The 15,851-nt window shown below is 58.4% G+C and carries 18 protein-coding genes; 13 read left to right on the forward strand and 5 right to left on the reverse strand.

Annotated features, from left to right (window positions below; all coding sequences use genetic code 11):
* Positions 1–74 precede the first annotated feature (74 nt).
* Positions 75–1,493, forward strand: coding sequence for a protein adenylyltransferase SelO (locus AC2FLP_RS02805; protein WP_496681614.1), 1,419 nt, complete (start codon positions 75–77; stop codon positions 1,491–1,493).
* Between the two features lie 14 nt (positions 1,494–1,507).
* Here AC2FLP_RS02805 and AC2FLP_RS02810 read toward each other — a convergent pair whose 3' ends face one another.
* On the reverse strand, positions 1,508–2,461 hold the full coding sequence (locus tag AC2FLP_RS02810; RefSeq protein WP_496680871.1) for a DMT family transporter: 954 nt from the start codon (positions 2,459–2,461) through the stop codon (positions 1,508–1,510).
* 166 nt (positions 2,462–2,627) lie between these two features.
* Here AC2FLP_RS02810 and AC2FLP_RS02815 point away from each other — a divergent pair, with 166 nt between their 5' ends.
* From AC2FLP_RS02815 to AC2FLP_RS02835, 5 genes are all read left to right on the forward strand, one after another.
* Positions 2,628–3,350: an endonuclease/exonuclease/phosphatase family protein gene (locus AC2FLP_RS02815; RefSeq protein ID WP_299893841.1), complete on the forward strand. Its 723-nt coding sequence runs from the start codon at positions 2,628–2,630 to the stop codon at positions 3,348–3,350.
* A 65-nt stretch (positions 3,351–3,415) separates the two neighbouring features.
* A complete protein-coding gene (locus AC2FLP_RS02820; protein WP_117868718.1) occupies positions 3,416–3,829 on the forward strand; it encodes a Fur family transcriptional regulator in 414 nt (137 codons plus the stop codon).
* Positions 3,830–3,962: 133 nt separating this feature from the next.
* Positions 3,963–4,841, forward strand: coding sequence for a DMT family transporter (locus tag AC2FLP_RS02825; RefSeq protein WP_117872711.1), 879 nt, complete (start codon positions 3,963–3,965; stop codon positions 4,839–4,841).
* A gap of 136 nt (positions 4,842–4,977) precedes the next feature.
* On the forward strand, positions 4,978–6,252 hold the full coding sequence (eno, locus tag AC2FLP_RS02830) for a phosphopyruvate hydratase (protein ID WP_496680867.1): 1,275 nt from the start codon (positions 4,978–4,980) through the stop codon (positions 6,250–6,252).
* Between the two features lie 500 nt (positions 6,253–6,752).
* Positions 6,753–6,917 (forward strand): hypothetical protein, encoded by a 165-nt coding sequence (locus AC2FLP_RS02835; protein ID WP_162896760.1) that lies wholly within the window; start codon positions 6,753–6,755, stop codon positions 6,915–6,917.
* Here the strand turns inward: AC2FLP_RS02835 and AC2FLP_RS02840 are convergent.
* Genes AC2FLP_RS02840 through mazG form a run of 3 tightly spaced genes read right to left on the reverse strand, consistent with a single transcriptional unit; the run spans position 6,914 to position 9,222 of the window.
* Entirely contained in the window at positions 6,914–7,363 is a 450-nt protein-coding gene (locus AC2FLP_RS02840) for a GNAT family N-acetyltransferase (RefSeq protein ID WP_496671128.1), read from the reverse strand. The two genes, AC2FLP_RS02835 and AC2FLP_RS02840, sit on opposite strands and share 4 nt — an antisense overlap.
* A complete protein-coding gene (locus AC2FLP_RS02845) occupies positions 7,360–8,301 on the reverse strand; it encodes a nucleoside hydrolase (protein WP_496680863.1) in 942 nt (313 codons plus the stop codon). The genes AC2FLP_RS02840 and AC2FLP_RS02845 overlap by 4 nt, the downstream gene beginning before the upstream one ends.
* Before the next feature lie 54 nt (positions 8,302–8,355).
* Positions 8,356–9,222 (reverse strand): nucleoside triphosphate pyrophosphohydrolase, encoded by an 867-nt coding sequence (gene mazG, locus AC2FLP_RS02850; RefSeq protein WP_496681611.1) that lies wholly within the window; start codon positions 9,220–9,222, stop codon positions 8,356–8,358.
* A 66-nt stretch (positions 9,223–9,288) separates the two neighbouring features.
* Here mazG and AC2FLP_RS02855 point away from each other — a divergent pair, with 66 nt between their 5' ends.
* The 5 genes from AC2FLP_RS02855 to AC2FLP_RS02875 all read left to right on the forward strand — a co-directional run bounded on the left by AC2FLP_RS02855 (position 9,289) and on the right by AC2FLP_RS02875 (position 13,424).
* Positions 9,289–10,452: a M20 aminoacylase family protein gene (locus AC2FLP_RS02855; RefSeq protein ID WP_496680860.1), complete on the forward strand. Its 1,164-nt coding sequence runs from the start codon at positions 9,289–9,291 to the stop codon at positions 10,450–10,452.
* Positions 10,453–10,464: 12 nt separating this feature from the next.
* Positions 10,465–11,427: an agmatinase gene (gene speB, locus AC2FLP_RS02860; protein WP_299893832.1), complete on the forward strand. Its 963-nt coding sequence runs from the start codon at positions 10,465–10,467 to the stop codon at positions 11,425–11,427.
* Positions 11,424–11,810, forward strand: coding sequence for a hypothetical protein (locus tag AC2FLP_RS02865; RefSeq protein ID WP_299893829.1), 387 nt, complete (start codon positions 11,424–11,426; stop codon positions 11,808–11,810). The genes speB (AC2FLP_RS02860) and AC2FLP_RS02865 overlap by 4 nt, the downstream gene beginning before the upstream one ends.
* A gap of 198 nt (positions 11,811–12,008) precedes the next feature.
* Positions 12,009–12,956 carry an agmatinase gene (speB, locus tag AC2FLP_RS02870; protein WP_117868725.1) on the forward strand — a complete coding sequence of 316 codons (948 nt, stop codon included), beginning with the start codon at positions 12,009–12,011 and terminating at the stop codon, positions 12,954–12,956.
* A 66-nt stretch (positions 12,957–13,022) separates the two neighbouring features.
* Entirely contained in the window at positions 13,023–13,424 is a 402-nt protein-coding gene (locus tag AC2FLP_RS02875; protein ID WP_496680856.1) for a DUF1499 domain-containing protein, read from the forward strand.
* Positions 13,425–13,439: 15 nt separating this feature from the next.
* Here AC2FLP_RS02875 and AC2FLP_RS02880 read toward each other — a convergent pair whose 3' ends face one another.
* On the reverse strand, positions 13,440–13,721 hold the full coding sequence (locus AC2FLP_RS02880) for a hypothetical protein (RefSeq protein WP_117868727.1): 282 nt from the start codon (positions 13,719–13,721) through the stop codon (positions 13,440–13,442).
* Between the two features lie 62 nt (positions 13,722–13,783).
* Between AC2FLP_RS02880 and prfA the strand changes: the two genes are divergently transcribed.
* Both prfA and prmC read left to right on the forward strand, forming a co-directional pair.
* On the forward strand, positions 13,784–14,839 hold the full coding sequence (gene prfA, locus AC2FLP_RS02885) for a peptide chain release factor 1 (RefSeq protein ID WP_299895698.1): 1,056 nt from the start codon (positions 13,784–13,786) through the stop codon (positions 14,837–14,839).
* The gene (gene prmC, locus AC2FLP_RS02890; RefSeq protein ID WP_496680853.1) at positions 14,836–15,681 is read left to right on the forward strand and encodes a peptide chain release factor N(5)-glutamine methyltransferase; all 846 of its coding nucleotides are present in this window, start codon (positions 14,836–14,838) and stop codon (positions 15,679–15,681) included. The genes prfA and prmC overlap by 4 nt, the downstream gene beginning before the upstream one ends.
* The last annotated feature ends 170 nt before the right edge of the window (positions 15,682–15,851 follow it).

Below are 15,851 nucleotides of genomic sequence, written 5' to 3' on the forward strand. Positions count from 1 at the left end.
TGTTTGGGTGCGATTATGCACGGGCAGGCGTGATCCGCTATGGTATTCATGCGCTCGAGGGATATGTTTACGACATGACCCTGAAAATCCCCTTCGATAACTCCTATGCCCGGCTGCCGGATGCGTTCTTTGCGCGGCAGTCACCGATTCCCGTGCGCGCGCCAAGGATGATTGCGTTCAACGATGATCTGGCCAAGTTGCTGCGGATTTCGCCCGGAGACGTTGAGGACATGACCGAAGCCTTTGCGGGAAACAGTATTCCCGAAGGTGCCGAGCCCATCGCTCAGCTTTATTCCGGGCATCAGTTCGGGCAGTACAACCCGCAACTGGGCGACGGGCGTGCGGTGCTGCTGGGCGAGACTGTCGGAACGGACGGGGTGCGCCGGGATATTCAACTGAAAGGTTCGGGTCCTACACCGTTTTCCCGCCGGGGCGATGGCCGGGCCTGGCTGGGGCCTGTTCTGCGGGAATATGTGGTATCCGAGGCAATGCATGCGCTGGGCGTTTCGACCACACGCGCTCTGGCAGCTGTGGAAACCGGTGAGACCGTCTTTCGCGAAGGTCCGATGCCCGGAGCGGTCCTGACCCGGGTTGCATCCAGCCATCTGCGGGTGGGGACCTTCCAGGTTTTTGCAGCGCGTGGGCAAATGGACAGCTTGAAGCGCCTGACGGACTACGCCATTGCCCGGCATTATCCCAAGGCAGAAGGTCCCATGGGCCTGTTGCGTTCGGTGCGGGATGCTCAGGCCAGTTTGATTCCGAAATGGATGAGCGTGGGGTTCATCCATGGGGTGATGAATACCGACAACTGCTCGATCGCGGGCGAGACAATTGATTATGGCCCATGTGCGTTCATGGATACGTATCACCCCAACACCGTCTACAGCTCGATTGACCGGATGGGGCGTTATGCCTATACGAACCAGCCCGATATCGCGGTGTGGAACCTCGCGCAGCTGGCAACGTCATTGATCCAGCAGATGGACGACAAAGAGGCCGCCGTGGAAGAGGCGACCGAGATCGTCCACGCGATGCCGGATCTTCTGCAACAGAATTGGTTGTCCCGATTCCGGGCGAAGATCGGACTGGCATCAGCGGACGAGGGCGATCAGGAACTGATCACCGACCTTCTGAAGCTTATGGCCGAGGGGCAGGCGGATTTCACCAATACCTTCCGGGCGCTGGGCGGTGGCAAGGCGCGGGATCAGTTCCTTGCCCCAGAAGCGTTTGACAATTGGGAAGCGGGTTGGCGCATGCGGTTAGAGCGCGAAGCAGCGCCGCTGGATGTGATGACCGCTGCAAACCCTGCATTCATTCCGCGCAATCACCGGGTCGAACAGATGATCCAGGCAGCCGTACAGGGAAATTACGCGCCGTTCGACCGGTTGAACGCCGTCCTGGCGCGGCCTTACGAGGATCAGGGTGATGCGGAAGACCTGAGGCGTCCTCCGGCCGGAAATGAGGTGGTCCATGCGACGTTTTGCGGGACGTGACGCGCAGACCGCGTCTATTTCCGCAGGATTTCCAACACCGCGGCGCTGACGATCAGGGTGGCGCCCAGAAACTCCCGCAGGCCAAATGGTTCGCCGGACAGGGCCGCGGCAGAGGCGATACCGACGACGACCTCGCTCATCAGCAGCAAGCCGACCTTTGCGGGAGACAGTTTTGTAGCTGGCCAGATGGTCATGTATATCATGGGCAGAATGTAGACAGCCGACAGCATCGCATATCCCGCTATGCGGACCGCTCCTTCCTGTGTGACGTTTGGCAGCGCCTGGCCCCGAAGCGCCAACAGGCTGACAAGCGACAGCAACAGCGCGCCAAGTACAAAGGCAAAAACCTGACCCGTAATGGTAATGCTTCCGGTTTTGTACAAACCCAGAGTGCCCAATGCCCAGCATATGCCCGACGCCAGGGCCAGCCAATCGCCCAGGTTTTGCGGCCATGGCACGAACCCGGCACCCCCAAGCACGACAAACAGCCCGCCAAGCCCGCAGATCAGGCCCGCAAGGCGCATCAGGCTCAGGCGTTCTTTCAGAAATACGACGCCCAGAAGCGTGCCCCATATCGGAGTGAGATAGAACAGCAGGATCGAGCGGACGACGTCGGTGTAGACAAGGCTGATCGAATACAGGCTGAATGCAGCCCCTGTGAACATACCGCTGAGCATCAGATCACGCCATTGCCGGGTCAGCATGTGCCTGTCGGCCCAGATAAAGGGGAACAAAGCAATCAGGGCCGCGCAGTACATGACGATCCCGGACCAGGGGCCTGTCAGACCGTGATCATAGAAAAACCGCACCGGAATCCAGTAAAGGCCCCACAGCGCGCCGCCCATCACCAGTATGATACTGGCCCGGGTGCTGTTGTCGGGTTGGCTCAGGCTCATCTTGGCCTTGCTTTCGCTGCGCTTCGATGTCGTCACCGGATCGGGATAGAGGGTTGTGGGGCCGGGGATCAAGCGGAACCTTTGCTTTGATATGAAGCAGGGTTCATTCGACGAAATAACGGGCAGATTATCGGAGTCTGGTGGCGTCTCTGATTTGCCGCAGCAGGAAACTGAGCTGAGGGGTTGCGCCCCACGTCAGGCATGGCACTTTAGGGGCATTCCACTTGGTCATGGCCTCATGCAAACTTCGTCCACGCTGCGTATCGCAAGCTACAACATTCAGAAATGCGTCGGGCTGGATTTCCGGCGTCAGCCGCAACGCGTTTTGCAAGTCATCGAAAACACGAAAGCGGATATCGTGGTGTTGCAGGAGGCCGACAAACGCCTGCCGCCCCGCCCGGCGGCACTGCCGCATTTCATGTTGGACGAGGCGGGGTGGAAGATCGTCGATCTGGGCGGTGCAGGCAGTCTGGGCTGGCATGGCAACGCGGTGATCTGGCGCGGAGAGAGCATCTCGGTACGCCGCAAAGGGCATCACGAGCTGCCGGGGCTGGAACCGCGCGGGGCGGTTCGGGTCGAGTTCGACACGCATATCGGGCCACTGCGCGTGATGGGGATGCATCTGGGGCTTTTGCCAGCGTCACGGCGGCAGCAGATATTGCATATTCGGCGGAATGATTGGGATATGGACCAGATGCCGACAGTTTGGGCCGGTGACTTCAACGAATGGTCACGCCAGCCTGTTCTGGATCATCTGGCCCCAGAAATGCGGTTCCTGCCCCCCAGGCCCAGTTTCCCTGCCGCACAGCCTTTGGGTGCGCTGGATCGGATCGCGCTGGGCACCGGAGTCCAGGCTGTGGCGCACGGTGTTCACGACACGCGTCCCGCGCATATCGCATCCGATCACCTGCCGGTCTGGGCCGATCTGACGCGCGCTACATCAGAAGGTCGCAAAAGGTGAAATCCCTGTAGCGAAACGCGCGTAGACATATTAAGACAGACACCCGAGCAAGTCTGAGGGGCATCATGTCGGAAACGATTATTGGGCGTTGTGAAGCCAAGGGGCTGCGCATGACCGGTCAAAGAAGGATCATCGCGCAGGTATTGGAACAGAGCGACGACCATCCGGATGTCGAGGAACTCTATGCACGGGCGTCTGCTGTAGACAAAGGTATTTCCATTGCAACGGTCTATCGCACGGTCAAACTGTTCGAAGAGGCTGGTATTCTGGAACGCCTCGAGTTCGGCGACGGACGGGCCCGGTACGAGGATGCCGAGCGCGATCATCATGACCACCTGATAGACATGCAGTCAGGAGAGGTTATCGAATTCGTCGACCCCGAGATCGAAGCCCTACAGGAAAGAATCGCGGCAAAGCTTGGGTACAAGCTGAAAGGGCACCGGTTGGAGCTGTACGGCGTCCCGCTGGAAAAGGACTGACCTATCACAAAACGCGATTGGACCCCTCACGTTAATTCATCAGGCGTGACGGGAATTGTCTTGCCAGATGCTGTTGGGTGAGGTTGTTGTGCGTGTATCGGCACCCGACATGCACTTTCCAACGGACGCGCAAATGAACAACGTAAACGGCATCCTGCTGCTCATCGGGTCGATGGCGGCCTTTGCTCTTGAGGACATGTTCATCAAGCTCCTGTCCGGCTCTGTGCCGACAGGGCAGATCATGGTGTTTCTGGGCGTGTTCTGCGGGCTCGTGTTTGCCACGATGTCAGTGGTCACGCGCAAACGGATCTTTGATCCCGTGGCCTGGAAAACCCTGCCGTTGGTTCGGGCCGCGACAGAAGGTTTTGGCGCCGTTGCTTTTGTGACAGCACTGTCGCTGATTGACCTGTCCACCGTTGCAGCTGTGTTTCAGGCCATGCCGCTGGTCGTCACCATGGGCGCGGCCCTGTTTCTTGGCGAACAGGTCGGGTGGCGCCGCTGGAGCGCCATTGGTGTCGGCTTTGTCGGTGTCCTGATGATCATCCGCCCCGGGATGGAGGGCTTTCGGCCGGAATCCCTGTTTGTAGTTTTGTCCGTTGTCGCAATTGCCGCGCGTGATCTGATCACCCGCAAGCTGGACCCGCGAGTGGCTTCGTCCGTTGTTGCGATGCAGGCTTACATTGCGGTTGCCGTCGCCGGCCTGGTTCTGATGGTCATGTCCGGGGCATCCTTCGTGCCTGTTCAAGCTGGTCAAACGGGTCCCTATGCGGGGGCGATCGGATTTGGCGTGCTGGGGTACTACGGCATTGTCACTGCGATGAGGGTGGGCGAAGCCTCGGCCCTGATGCCATTCCGGTACACGCGTCTGGTGTTTTCGATCCTCGCGGGAATGCTGATGTTCGGTGAACGCCCTGATGCGCTGACAATGGCAGGGGCAACCCTGATCATTGGCTCGGGTCTTTATACCTTTATCCGCGAACGGCGTCTGGCGCGCGAACTGGTGCCTGCCTGAGCCTGTTGGCGCAAACAGAGGGCTGTTAGCCCTAAATGTCCGGGAATATGCGTGTTAGCGGTAACGGAACCGGTTTACTTTTGGCCGGTTGCTGCTATGACGCGTGCAACCGACTGCAGTTATAGGGACAGGCCTCATGAGCACCATCATCGACATCCACGCACGCGAAATTCTGGACAGCCGGGGCAACCCGACAGTCGAAGTTGACGTGATTCTGGAAGACGGCACCATGGGCCGCGCTGCCGTGCCCTCGGGTGCGTCCACCGGCGCCTATGAGGCGGTAGAAAAACGTGATGGCGACAAGGCGCGCTATATGGGTAAGGGCGTTCTGGAAGCCGTTGCTTCTGTGAACGGTGAGATCGCGGAAGAACTGGTAGGTTTTGACGCGACCGAACAGGTGGCCATTGACCAGGCCATGATCGAGTTGGACGGAACCGAAAACAAGGGCCGTCTGGGCGCAAACGCGATCCTGGGTGTTTCGCTGGCCACGGCGAAGGCAGCGGCAGATTTCACCACGCAGCCTCTCTATCGGTATGTGGGCGGTACTTCGGCCCGGGTTCTGCCGGTTCCGATGATGAACATCATCAACGGTGGCGAACATGCCGATAACCCGATCGACATTCAGGAATTCATGATCATGCCGACCGCCGCCGCGAACATTCGCGAAGCGGTGCGCATGGGGTCCGAGGTGTTCCACACGCTGAAAAAGGAACTGTCAGGCGCGGGTCTGGCGACCGGTGTGGGCGACGAGGGCGGTTTTGCCCCCAACATCGCCTCGACCCGTGAAGCATTGGATTTCATCCTGAAGTCCATCGAAAAAGCAGGTTACAAGCCGGGTGAGGAAATTCACCTGGCGCTGGATTGCGCCGCGACCGAGTATTTCAAAGACGGCAAATACGTTCTGGCTGGCGAAGGCACGACCCTGACCTCGGAAGAGAATGCGGCCTATCTGGCAGCTCTGGTCAATGACTACCCGATCATCTCGATCGAAGACGGTATGTCCGAAGATGACTGGGATGGCTGGAAGGCCCTGACCGATGCCATCGGTGACAAGGTGCAGTTGGTGGGTGACGACCTGTTCGTGACCAATCCGGTGCGTCTGGCCGAAGGGATCGAGCGCGGCTGTGCGAACTCGATGCTGGTCAAGGTGAACCAGATCGGCTCGCTGACTGAAACCCTGCGCGCTGTCGATATGGCCCACCGCGCGCGCTATACCAACGTGATGTCGCACCGTTCGGGTGAGACCGAGGACGCCACCATTGCCGATCTGGCCGTGGCGACCAATTGTGGTCAGATCAAAACCGGCTCGTTGGCGCGATCTGACAGGTTGGCCAAGTACAACCAACTGATCCGCATCGAAGAGTCGTTGGGAGAAGTGGCCGAATACGCCGGCGCGTCGATCCTGAAATAAGCGAAGAATGGGGGCCAACAGCCCCCATTTTCAAGGTGCCGGCCTCTGATCCATCAAGCGTTCGTTCCGCTGCCCGTGTCGCAATCCACTTGATCGTTCACTTGGTCTTTTTGAACCTTGGGAACTCTTGGATCCAAGCGTTTCATGGGCCCTGAACCGGGGTCTTCCGGACGATCACGGTGAATGGTACGGCAGGAAACACTGCTTCAGGTGATATCCACCTTTGGTTGAACCTTTCTGGTTCGGTCTTTCTCTGGGTTTACAATTGCGATGCCTGCTCGCATTTGAAGTTGAAAGCTTTTGAAAAATCTTCGCTCTTTTCGCAAGAGAGGCGAGATCCGGATTACGCAATCATTTCAGTTGTCTCTGTTTCGCAGGCGTATTGGATTAGCCTTTCTGTTTCTAAAAATAATGCAAAAATCACATTATGTGTGAACTTGTTACTAAGTAAATCACAGCCACGTGATCTAACCTGACTGCATCACAGCAAGGAGACTACGATGTCTGTATCCAAATTCCTTCTGGTAACCGCAGCAGCTTCCATCACAGTTCTTTCCGCCTGCGCGGGTCCGGGAACCTACCCAATAACCGGAGACCCGGTCTCGGCGAGTGACCCGGTACAGGACATGAACCCGGCAAATATCTTCCGTGGCGAGTCTCGTTAAAGCAACTTGCTCATCAGCATATATCTGTCGCGTGGTTTGAACCCGGTACGCAGATAGATATTCTGAGCGGCTTCGTTGTTTCGATCGACTTCCAGGTGAAGGGCTGTCAGCCCCGCTTCGGATAATGCTTTTGGCAAGGCCAACAAAACTTCGGTCGCAATACCGCGACCGCGAACAGCGGGTCGGATATAGATTTCGTCGACGAAACCGTCCATGCCGCCGAATTCGACGGACCAGCCGAACGTCAGGATGATGTAGCCCAACGGCGCGCGTCCTGGGCCGATCAGATAGACACAACCATGGGGAATACCCTCGAGCAGGGGTGCAAGAGCGTTTCGGATCTGGTCCGGGTCTTGCGCCAGACCGGCCTCGGTATGAAAGGCGGTGACCAGCGCCATCAGGCGGTCCAGGTCTTCGGGGCGCGCAAGGCGCAGGGCGGCGCTCATAATCTGGCCAGCCTTTCTGTCAGCAGGTCAAAGAAGCCGTCAGCGTCGATCTCCCCCATGAACAGTGCATTAGGGGCGCGGTCGGTCACGCCCCACCAATCTGCGACGGTCATGCCCATGGTCAGTTCGGACTGGGTTTCAATCTCGACATTCACATGACGACCCGAAAACAGCTCGGGTCGGATCAGATAGGCGGTCACGCAGGGGTCATGCAGGGGTGCGCCCTGACTGCCGTATTTTTCCTTGTCGAACCTCTCAAAGAAATCAGTCATCTCTGCCACGGCGAGTCCGACTTTGTTTCCCAGGGCACGGAATGCATCGTTGCGGGGTCTGCTGACCAGCGCCTTATGCGTGACATCCAGTGACATAACCACAATCGGCCTTCCGGATTTAAAAACGATATCAGCGGCTTCCGGGTCGACATGGATGTTGAACTCCGCTGTTGGAGTGATGTTCCCAACCTCGAAATACGCCCCGCCCATCAGAACGATTTCCTGCACCCGATCAACAATATCAGGGGCTTTGCTGAATGCGGTCGCGATATTCGTCAGTGGCCCCAGCGGGCAAAGGGTCACGGTGCCCGGCTCATGTGCACGCAGAGTGTCGATGATGAAGTCCACCGCGTGACCCTCGGCCAAAGGCATCTGCGGATCAGGCAGGTCCGGGCCATCCAGTCCTGTCTTGCCATGCACATGCTCGGCCGTGACCAGGGGGCGGTTCAACGGTCTGTCGCAGCCCGCATAGACCGGCACATCGGTCCGGCCCGCCAGTTCGCACACGATTCGAGCGTTCTTGGCTGTCAGTTCCAAGGGCACGTTGCCCGCAACTGCTGTAATGCCCAGAATCTCGATCTCTTCCGGGCTGGCCAGCGCCAGCAGGATGGCGACGGCATCATCCTGTCCGGGATCGGTGTCGATGATGATCTTGCGAGGGGGCATGGGCGTCTCCGGGGGTCGTGAAGGTGGGACACTCGCAAGTGTCGGTTGGCTTGTCTACCCGTTTCTGGGGGCTGCCATGGCGTCCACCGGCGGGAGTTTGCCGTTGGTACGATGCTCTTCGATTTTGACCTCGTCCCAGAGCGCGTCCATCTCGGCCAGATCGCTTTGCGATGGGGTCTTGCCCCGTTTGGCCAGCCGGGCCTCGACTTTTTCAAAGCGACGGGTGAACTTGGCATTGGTGCGACGCAGGGCGGCTTCGGGTTCGATGCCCAGATGGCGACCCAGATTGACAATGACAAAGAGCAGATCACCGAATTCATCCTCAAGCGCGTCGGCATCCATCTTGTCACGCGCTTCTTCCAGTTCGGCGGCTTCTTCGGTGATCTTGGCCAACACATGGCTTGCATCGGGCCAGTCGAACCCCACGCGCGCGGCACGTTTTTGCAGCTTATCGGCACGCAGCAGGGCAGGCAGGTTGGCGGCTACACCGTCCAGCGCGCCTTTCTGTTCTTTGCCAGAACGTTCAGCCGCCTTGATCGTTTCCCAATCCAAGGTTTGCTGATCGGCGGTCTTGTCGCGGGATTCGTCGCCAAAGACATGCGGGTGGCGGTTGACCATCTTGTCCGACATGGTGCGCACCACGTCCTGAAAGGTGAAATGCCCAGCCTCTTCAGCCATTTGTGCGTGAAAGACCGACTGGAACAGCAGGTCGCCCAGCTCTCCCTTCAACTCGTCCCAAGCCTCGCGTTCGATGGCGTCGGCGACCTCATAGGCCTCTTCGATCGTATAGGGCGCGATGGTGGCGAAATCCTGTTCGATATCCCAGGGGCAGCCGGTTTGGGGATCACGCAATCGGCGCATGATTTCCAGCAGACGCTCGATACCAGCGTCACTGTCATGGATCAGAGGATTTTCGGCCATTGCGAACCCTTTCATTCCGGTGTCAGATGCATCCATTCCGCAGTCCCGATCAGGAGTCCACCCCAGATGCCCGTCGTCAACCGAATTGCCGATTTCACTGCCGATATGACCAGATGGCGCCAATATCTGCATACGATACCCGAATTGGAATTCGAGTGCTTTGAGACTGCCGAGTTTGTGGCCGAGCGTCTACGTGAGTTCGGGGTCGATGAATTGCATGAAGGGATCGCAAAGACCGGGATGGTCGCGATCATCAACGGGCAGGGTGATGGGCCGACGATCGGTCTGCGCGCCGACATGGATGCGTTGCCGATTACCGAAGAAACAGGCGTCGAATATGCATCAAAGAACCCCGGCAAGATGCACGCCTGCGGACATGACGGGCACACCACAATGCTGTTGGGCGCGGCGCGGTATCTGACCGAGACACGTAATTTCAGTGGCCGTGTCGCGTTGATCTTTCAGCCTGCCGAGGAAGAAGGCGGTGGCGCGGGCGTGATGGTCGAAGAAGGCATCATGGAACGGTTTGACATTTCTCAGGTCTATGGAATCCACAATGACCCGGGGAACCCGGAAGGTGCCTTCTATACCACGCCGGGGCCGATCATGGCGGCGGTGGATACGTTCGAGATTCATATCCAAGGCGTCGGCGGCCATGGTGCCATGCCGCATCAGACCTGCGACCCGGTCATGGCGGCCTGCGGTATTGCACAAGCGATCCAGACCATTGTCAGCCGCAATCACCATGCGGTGGAAGATCTGGTTGTTTCGGTCACTCAGATCCATGCAGGAACGGTTAACAACGTGATCCCTGATACTGCCTATTTGAACGGAACCGTGCGGACCTTTGATCCATCTGTACAGAAGATGGTGATGGAGCGGATGAAGCAGATCGTGCAGGGGCAGGCGGCTTCATACGGTGTCGAGGCACGGCTGGAGTATCAGGAGGGATACCCGGCCACGATCAACGATGCTGAAAAGGCAGCCTTTGCCGCAGACGTCGCGCGCGAAGTGTCGGGGCCTGAGCGGGTGGTCGACACAATGGGGCGCGAAATGGGGGCCGAGGATTTTTCGTACATGCTGCAGTCGCGACCAGGGGCCTATCTGTTCCTGGGTCAGGGTGATGGTGCCGGGCTGCATCACCCGAAATACAACTTCAACGATGATATCGCGCCGGTAGGTGCTTCGTTCTTCGCGCGGATCGTGGAAAAAGCGCAGCCCTTGGGCTGATGAGGTAATGAAATGGCACTGGAAGACGCAAAAAATCAGGTGGATGAGGCATTCACCAACCCGGACCTCAAAGGGCTGTCTTACGAAAACACCTTTGGCGGGGCGACCTCGTTTCTGCGGCGGCTGTATACCAAGGATCTGACCGGCGCGGACATCGCCGTGACCGGCGTGCCGTTCGATCAGGCGGTGACCAACCGCCCGGGCACCCGCCTTGGCCCACGCGCGATCCGCGAGGCCAGCGCGCTGCAGTCGCCCGATGCGCCCTATGGCTGGCCGTTCGATGCGCTCAGCGAGCTGGCGATCATCGATTACGGCGACATGGCCTATGACTATGCCAACATCCCCGCCTTTCCCGACACGCTGACCGACCATATCCGCACCATTCTGGCGGCGGATGTGGCCTCGGTTACGTTGGGGGGCGATCACTATATCAGCTTTCCGATCCTCAAGGCCTATGCCGAGAAATACGGGCCGATGTCGCTGTTGCAGTTCGATGCGCATACCGACACCTGGGCCGATGACGACATGAGCCGGGTGGACCATGGCACCATGTTCTACAAGGCGGTGAAGTCGGGGATCGTGGACCCGAAACGCTCAGTCCAGGTGGGCATCCGCACCACAAACGAGGACACGCTGGGCGTCAACATTATCGATGCGCGCGAGGTTTATGAATCCGGCCCTGCCGCCGTAGCGCAGAAGATCAAGGGTATTCTTGGCGACAGCCCCGTTTACCTCAGCTTTGATATCGACGGGCTGGACCCGGCCTTTGCACCGGGTACGGGGACGCCGGTCTGGGGTGGGCTCAGCTCGATTCAAGCACAGATCATCCTGCGCGACATCGCCGGGATCAACATCAAGGGTGGCGATGTGGTCGAGGTTTCTCCGCCCTATGACACCTCGGGCGCGACCGCGATTGCGGGTGCCCATGTGGCAACGCAGATCGTCTGCCTGTTAGGGTGGAACAAGCTGGCATGAAGCGTTCCAAAGGAGCAATCTGGAGCGGTATTGTTTTAGTTGGATTGCCACTGGGGTATTTTGTTGGAGGTCATTTGCAGGAAGCAGACAGGCCTGAATCAGCGTTGCATCTGTTTGAGAAATACTGCGTACGCCTTGCTGATGGAGGTGTCGTGGACCCTGATGGCGAACTTTCAAAAATTGAGCGATCTGACGGGTTAGTCTGGGTCCACCTAGAATCTTTAATGTTGCTGCGTTTGGAAATCCAGCAATGCGAAGTTTCTGACGCGCTTCAGATAATGACTGACCGCGAACGAAAAACTTGGGAGAGAGAAACCAAGGTATGGGTGGAAAATAATCTTATTGGATTTGAAAGTGACGATGAATTTATTCTGAATCAGTAGACGCCCATCATCTTTGGGTCCGAAACTTTGAGGATGGAGAACAACGCCGTAGCGTCTCGTATTTTCGCTTCGCAGCGGATTCGGAGTCAGAGACATCGTTAATCTTTTCTTATCCAAAAAATGATGATGTTTCGGAAAATTTGCACGAACTTCGAAAGGGTTCGTATAGCAATACACTGAGGGGCGTTGAGGTAGAAAATGACTGAATTCAATCAACCGGTCAGCGGCAATGATCTGGCGCGGTTCTCGGGGCCGAATACGTTTATGCGCCTGCCCCAGGCAGCCTCGCTGGCGGGGCTGGATGTGGCGGTTCTGGGAATTCCGATGGATATCGGCACCTCGTGGCGATCGGGTACGCGGTTCGGACCCAAACAGATCCGCAGCGAAAGCGCGATGATAAGGCCCTACAACATGGCTACCTCGGCGGCTCCGTTCGACAGCTTGCAAATCGCTGACATCGGGGATCTGGCGATCAACACCTTCTCGCTGGCAGACAGCCTGAGGATCATCAGGGAAAGCTATGATGCAATTCTGGCTAAGAATGTGATCCCCGTGGCGATGGGGGGCGATCATTCGATCACCCTCCCGATCCTGCGGGCCATTGCGGCAAAGCATGGGCCCGTGGCCTTGGTGCATGTGGATGCCCATGCGGATGTGAATGACGAGATGTTCGGCGAGAAAGAGACCCACGGAACCGTCTTCCGCCGCGCCTTTGAAGAGGGGCTGATTGTCCCCGACAAGACCTTTCAGATCGGCATTCGCGGATCGGGCTACGCGGCTTCGGATTTCACCGAGGCCAGGGATTGGGGCTTCCGCCAGTTCCCGGCCTGGGAGTTGTGGCAGCAGAACCTGACTCAGATCGGCTCTCAGATCCGCAAGATCATCGGGGATCATCCGGTCTATGTCACCTATGACATCGACAGCCTGGATCCGGCCTTTGCACCGGGCACGGGGACGCCAGAGATTGCAGGGCTGACCACGCCGCAGGCGTTGCAACTGATCCACGCTTTGCAGGGCGTGAATGTAGTGGGGTGTGACCTGGTCGAGGTCTCACCTCCGTATGACCCTTCCGGCAATACGGCCCTGACGGCAGCTAACCTGATCTATGAGATGCTGTGCATCCTGCCGGGTGTGACGTCACGGTAAACCGGCCCGGAACGGCTTGCACCGGCGCTTGATCCGCATAGGTTTTCTGCAAGAGGGTAAAGCGGGATGAAAAGAATGGTTCTGTGGGCGGTGATCGCGCTGGTGCTTGGGCTGGGGGCTTACATTCGGCTGGCCCCGTCAAATCCCGCCCGATGGCATGTGGCACCTGTTGCAGAGGTTGATCAGGATTTGCCAAGTGGCGTTCTGCGCGTTGTTGAAACCGGACCGGACGGGTTGCAGCGCCTTGACCTGATCGCCCGCGCCACGCCGCGCACCTCGGTATTGGCAGGTTCGGTCGATGAGGGGATGATCACCTATGTCACCCGCACGAAATGGATCGGTTTTCCCGACTATACCACTGTTCAGCAGGACGGCGACACGCAGCGCATCCATGGCCGTTTGCGGTTCGGTCGCAGGGATTTCGGGGTGAACAAGGCACGGGTTGATGGGTGGTTGGGGAAGATGTAACCGTTTTTCCGGCGTTCAGGACGCCTCATCCGGTTCTGTGTGATCACTCGGTGCGCTCTGCAACCCGGACGACAAACATCCCTCCTGCACCTCGCGCCACATCGGTACATTCAAAGACATCTGACATTGCGCGGTGAACATACGGCCGTCGACTTGCAGGCAGATCATCTCACCCAGTTCGATGCGGGACCCGGACGTATCGGTACAATAGCAATCGCGGGTCTTGCCGTCGGGGCCTACGTAGTCGGCGAGAACCGGCGTGGATATGAGCAGTAAAGCAAGCAAAAACCGTTTCATGGCAGCAAGCTTAGCACGACGTGGCCCTTGACCAAAGCCCCCGGATGATAGACACCGCCGGGATGATCCCCGAAGAACGACTTGAACAGATCACCCAGCGTTTCCAATACCTCGAAGCTGCCATGGCGGATGGCGCATCGGGCGGCGATATTGCGGCGCTGGCCAAGGAATATTCCGACCTCAAACCCGTGGTCGATCAGATCATGGCCTGGCGACTGCTGGTGGCAGATCTGGTTGAGGCCAAGGCGATGCTGGCCGACCCCGACATGAAGGAACTGGCCGAAGAGGAAATACCGGACCTTCAATCGCGCATCCCCGAGGCGGAACACGCGCTGCAACTGGCGCTGTTGCCGAAGGATGCGGCGGATGCGCGGCCGGCGATGCTGGAAATTCGCCCCGGTACCGGCGGGGACGAGGCCGCTTTGTTCGCGGGCGATCTGTTGCGTATGTATCAACGCTATGCCGAGGCCCACGGGTGGCAGTTCGAGATCATCGAAGAACAGGCTTCTGATCTGGGCGGGATCAAAGAGGTGGTGGCTCATATCAAGGGCGACAACGTCTTTGCCCGGCTGAAATACGAATCCGGCGTGCACCGCGTGCAGCGCGTGCCCGAAACCGAAAGCGGCGGGCGGATTCATACCTCTGCGGCGACCGTGGCGGTTTTGCCCGAGGCCGAGGATGTCGACATCCAGATAGACGCCAATGACATCCGTATCGACACGATGCGCAGTTCCGGCGCAGGCGGGCAGCACGTGAACACCACCGACTCGGCGGTGCGGATCACGCATATTCCGACGGGCTTGGTGGTAACAAGTTCCGAGAAGTCCCAGCATCGCAACCGCGAGATCGCCATGCAGGTGCTGAAGACGCGGCTTTATGACCTCGAACGTCAGCGGATCGACAGCGAACGCTCAGCGGATCGCGCCAGCCAGGTGGGGTCGGGGGATCGTTCGGAACGCATTCGCACCTATAACTTTCCGCAGGGTCGGATGACGGATCACCGGATCAACCTGACGCTCTACAAACTGGATCAGGTGATGCAGGGTGACCTGGACGAAGTGATTGACGCCCTGACGGCGGACGATCAGGCCCGGTTGCTGGCCGAGATGGCGCAATGACGGGGTTGCAGACAGCTGCGCAGGCCATGGTGGCCGCCACAGCGCGCTTAAGGGCCGCTGGCGTGGATGACCCGGCGCGGGATGCGCGCCTGTTGTTGGCCCATGCCGCACGGATTGAAGCCAGCCGGGTGACGCTGATCGCCCCGGAAGAATTGCAGCCCGAAATCGCGGAACGCTATGACCAGTTGGTTTCCCTGCGCGCCGTTCGGGTGCCGGTGTCTCATCTGCTGGGCGAGCGTGAGTTCTATGGGCGCGGGTTTCGCGTCAGTTCGGATGTTCTGGATCCGCGCCCCGAGACTGAAACCCTGATCGAGGTCGCACTGAGCGAACCCTTTGACCATGTTTTGGACCTGGGGGTCGGGTCGGGCTGTATTCTGGTTACACTGCTTGCGGAACGCACCAGCGCTTCGGGCCTTGGGACCGACCTGAGCGAAGCCGCCTGCCTTCAGGCCAGCGCCAATGCAGTACACCACAAGGTACAGGGGCGGATCGAGATCGTGCAGTCAAATTGGTTTGAAAACATTGAGGGCAAGTTTGACCTGATTGTCTCCAACCCGCCGTATATTTCCATGTCGGAGATGGAGGAGCTGTCGCCCGAAGTACGGGAACATGAGCCGCGCATGGCGCTGACCGATGAAGGAGACGGGCTGGGCGCGTATCGACACATAGCAGCTTCGGCCCCGGATTTTCTGTTGCCAGGCGGGCGAATACTTGTGGAAATTGGCCCGACACAGGCAAATCTGGTGTCTGCTTTGTTTGATGCGGCGGGTTTGGCGGATATCTGCGTGATCCCCGATCTGGACGGCCGTGATCGGGTTGTCGGCGCAAAGATACCGGGTTGAAACGGCTATTTGAGGCCAAAAAAATGCTACCCTGAATAAAAAAGCTTAAGAAAATTCGAAATTCCTCTTGTCTGGACGGTCAGGACATGTTTACTCAGGAATAGTCGGCGAGGTTGACGCTGTTGCAGCGCACCCCTGACGCCAAGCCCAAAAAGTCGACGTCCCGTCAC

The sequence above is a fragment of the Ruegeria sp. CDSA141 genome (genome assembly GCF_059612005.1).

Coding starts and splice junctions, on each gene's coding strand:
- speB (WP_117868725.1), top strand. CDS start 12,009: ATGACTGAATTCAATCAACCGGTCAGCGGCAATGATCTGGCGCGGTTC.
- AC2FLP_RS02865 (WP_299893829.1), top strand. CDS start 11,424: ATGAAGCGTTCCAAAGGAGCAATCTGGAGCGGTATTGTTTTAGTTGGA.
- mazG (WP_496681611.1), bottom strand. CDS start 9,222: ATGGCCGAAAATCCTCTGATCCATGACAGTGACGCTGGTATCGAGCGT.
- eno (WP_496680867.1), top strand. CDS start 4,978: ATGAGCACCATCATCGACATCCACGCACGCGAAATTCTGGACAGCCGG.
- speB (WP_299893832.1), top strand. CDS start 10,465: ATGGCACTGGAAGACGCAAAAAATCAGGTGGATGAGGCATTCACCAAC.
- AC2FLP_RS02880 (WP_117868727.1), bottom strand. CDS start 13,721: ATGAAACGGTTTTTGCTTGCTTTACTGCTCATATCCACGCCGGTTCTC.
- AC2FLP_RS02820 (WP_117868718.1), top strand. CDS start 3,416: ATGTCGGAAACGATTATTGGGCGTTGTGAAGCCAAGGGGCTGCGCATG.
- AC2FLP_RS02825 (WP_117872711.1), top strand. CDS start 3,963: ATGAACAACGTAAACGGCATCCTGCTGCTCATCGGGTCGATGGCGGCC.
- AC2FLP_RS02855 (WP_496680860.1), top strand. CDS start 9,289: ATGCCCGTCGTCAACCGAATTGCCGATTTCACTGCCGATATGACCAGA.
- prmC (WP_496680853.1), top strand. CDS start 14,836: ATGACGGGGTTGCAGACAGCTGCGCAGGCCATGGTGGCCGCCACAGCG.
- AC2FLP_RS02805 (WP_496681614.1), top strand. CDS start 75: ATGACCCTGAAAATCCCCTTCGATAACTCCTATGCCCGGCTGCCGGAT.
- prfA (WP_299895698.1), top strand. CDS start 13,784: ATGATCCCCGAAGAACGACTTGAACAGATCACCCAGCGTTTCCAATAC.
- AC2FLP_RS02815 (WP_299893841.1), top strand. CDS start 2,628: ATGCAAACTTCGTCCACGCTGCGTATCGCAAGCTACAACATTCAGAAA.
- AC2FLP_RS02840 (WP_496671128.1), bottom strand. CDS start 7,363: ATGAGCGCCGCCCTGCGCCTTGCGCGCCCCGAAGACCTGGACCGCCTG.
- AC2FLP_RS02845 (WP_496680863.1), bottom strand. CDS start 8,301: ATGCCCCCTCGCAAGATCATCATCGACACCGATCCCGGACAGGATGAT.
- AC2FLP_RS02875 (WP_496680856.1), top strand. CDS start 13,023: ATGAAAAGAATGGTTCTGTGGGCGGTGATCGCGCTGGTGCTTGGGCTG.
- AC2FLP_RS02835 (WP_162896760.1), top strand. CDS start 6,753: ATGTCTGTATCCAAATTCCTTCTGGTAACCGCAGCAGCTTCCATCACA.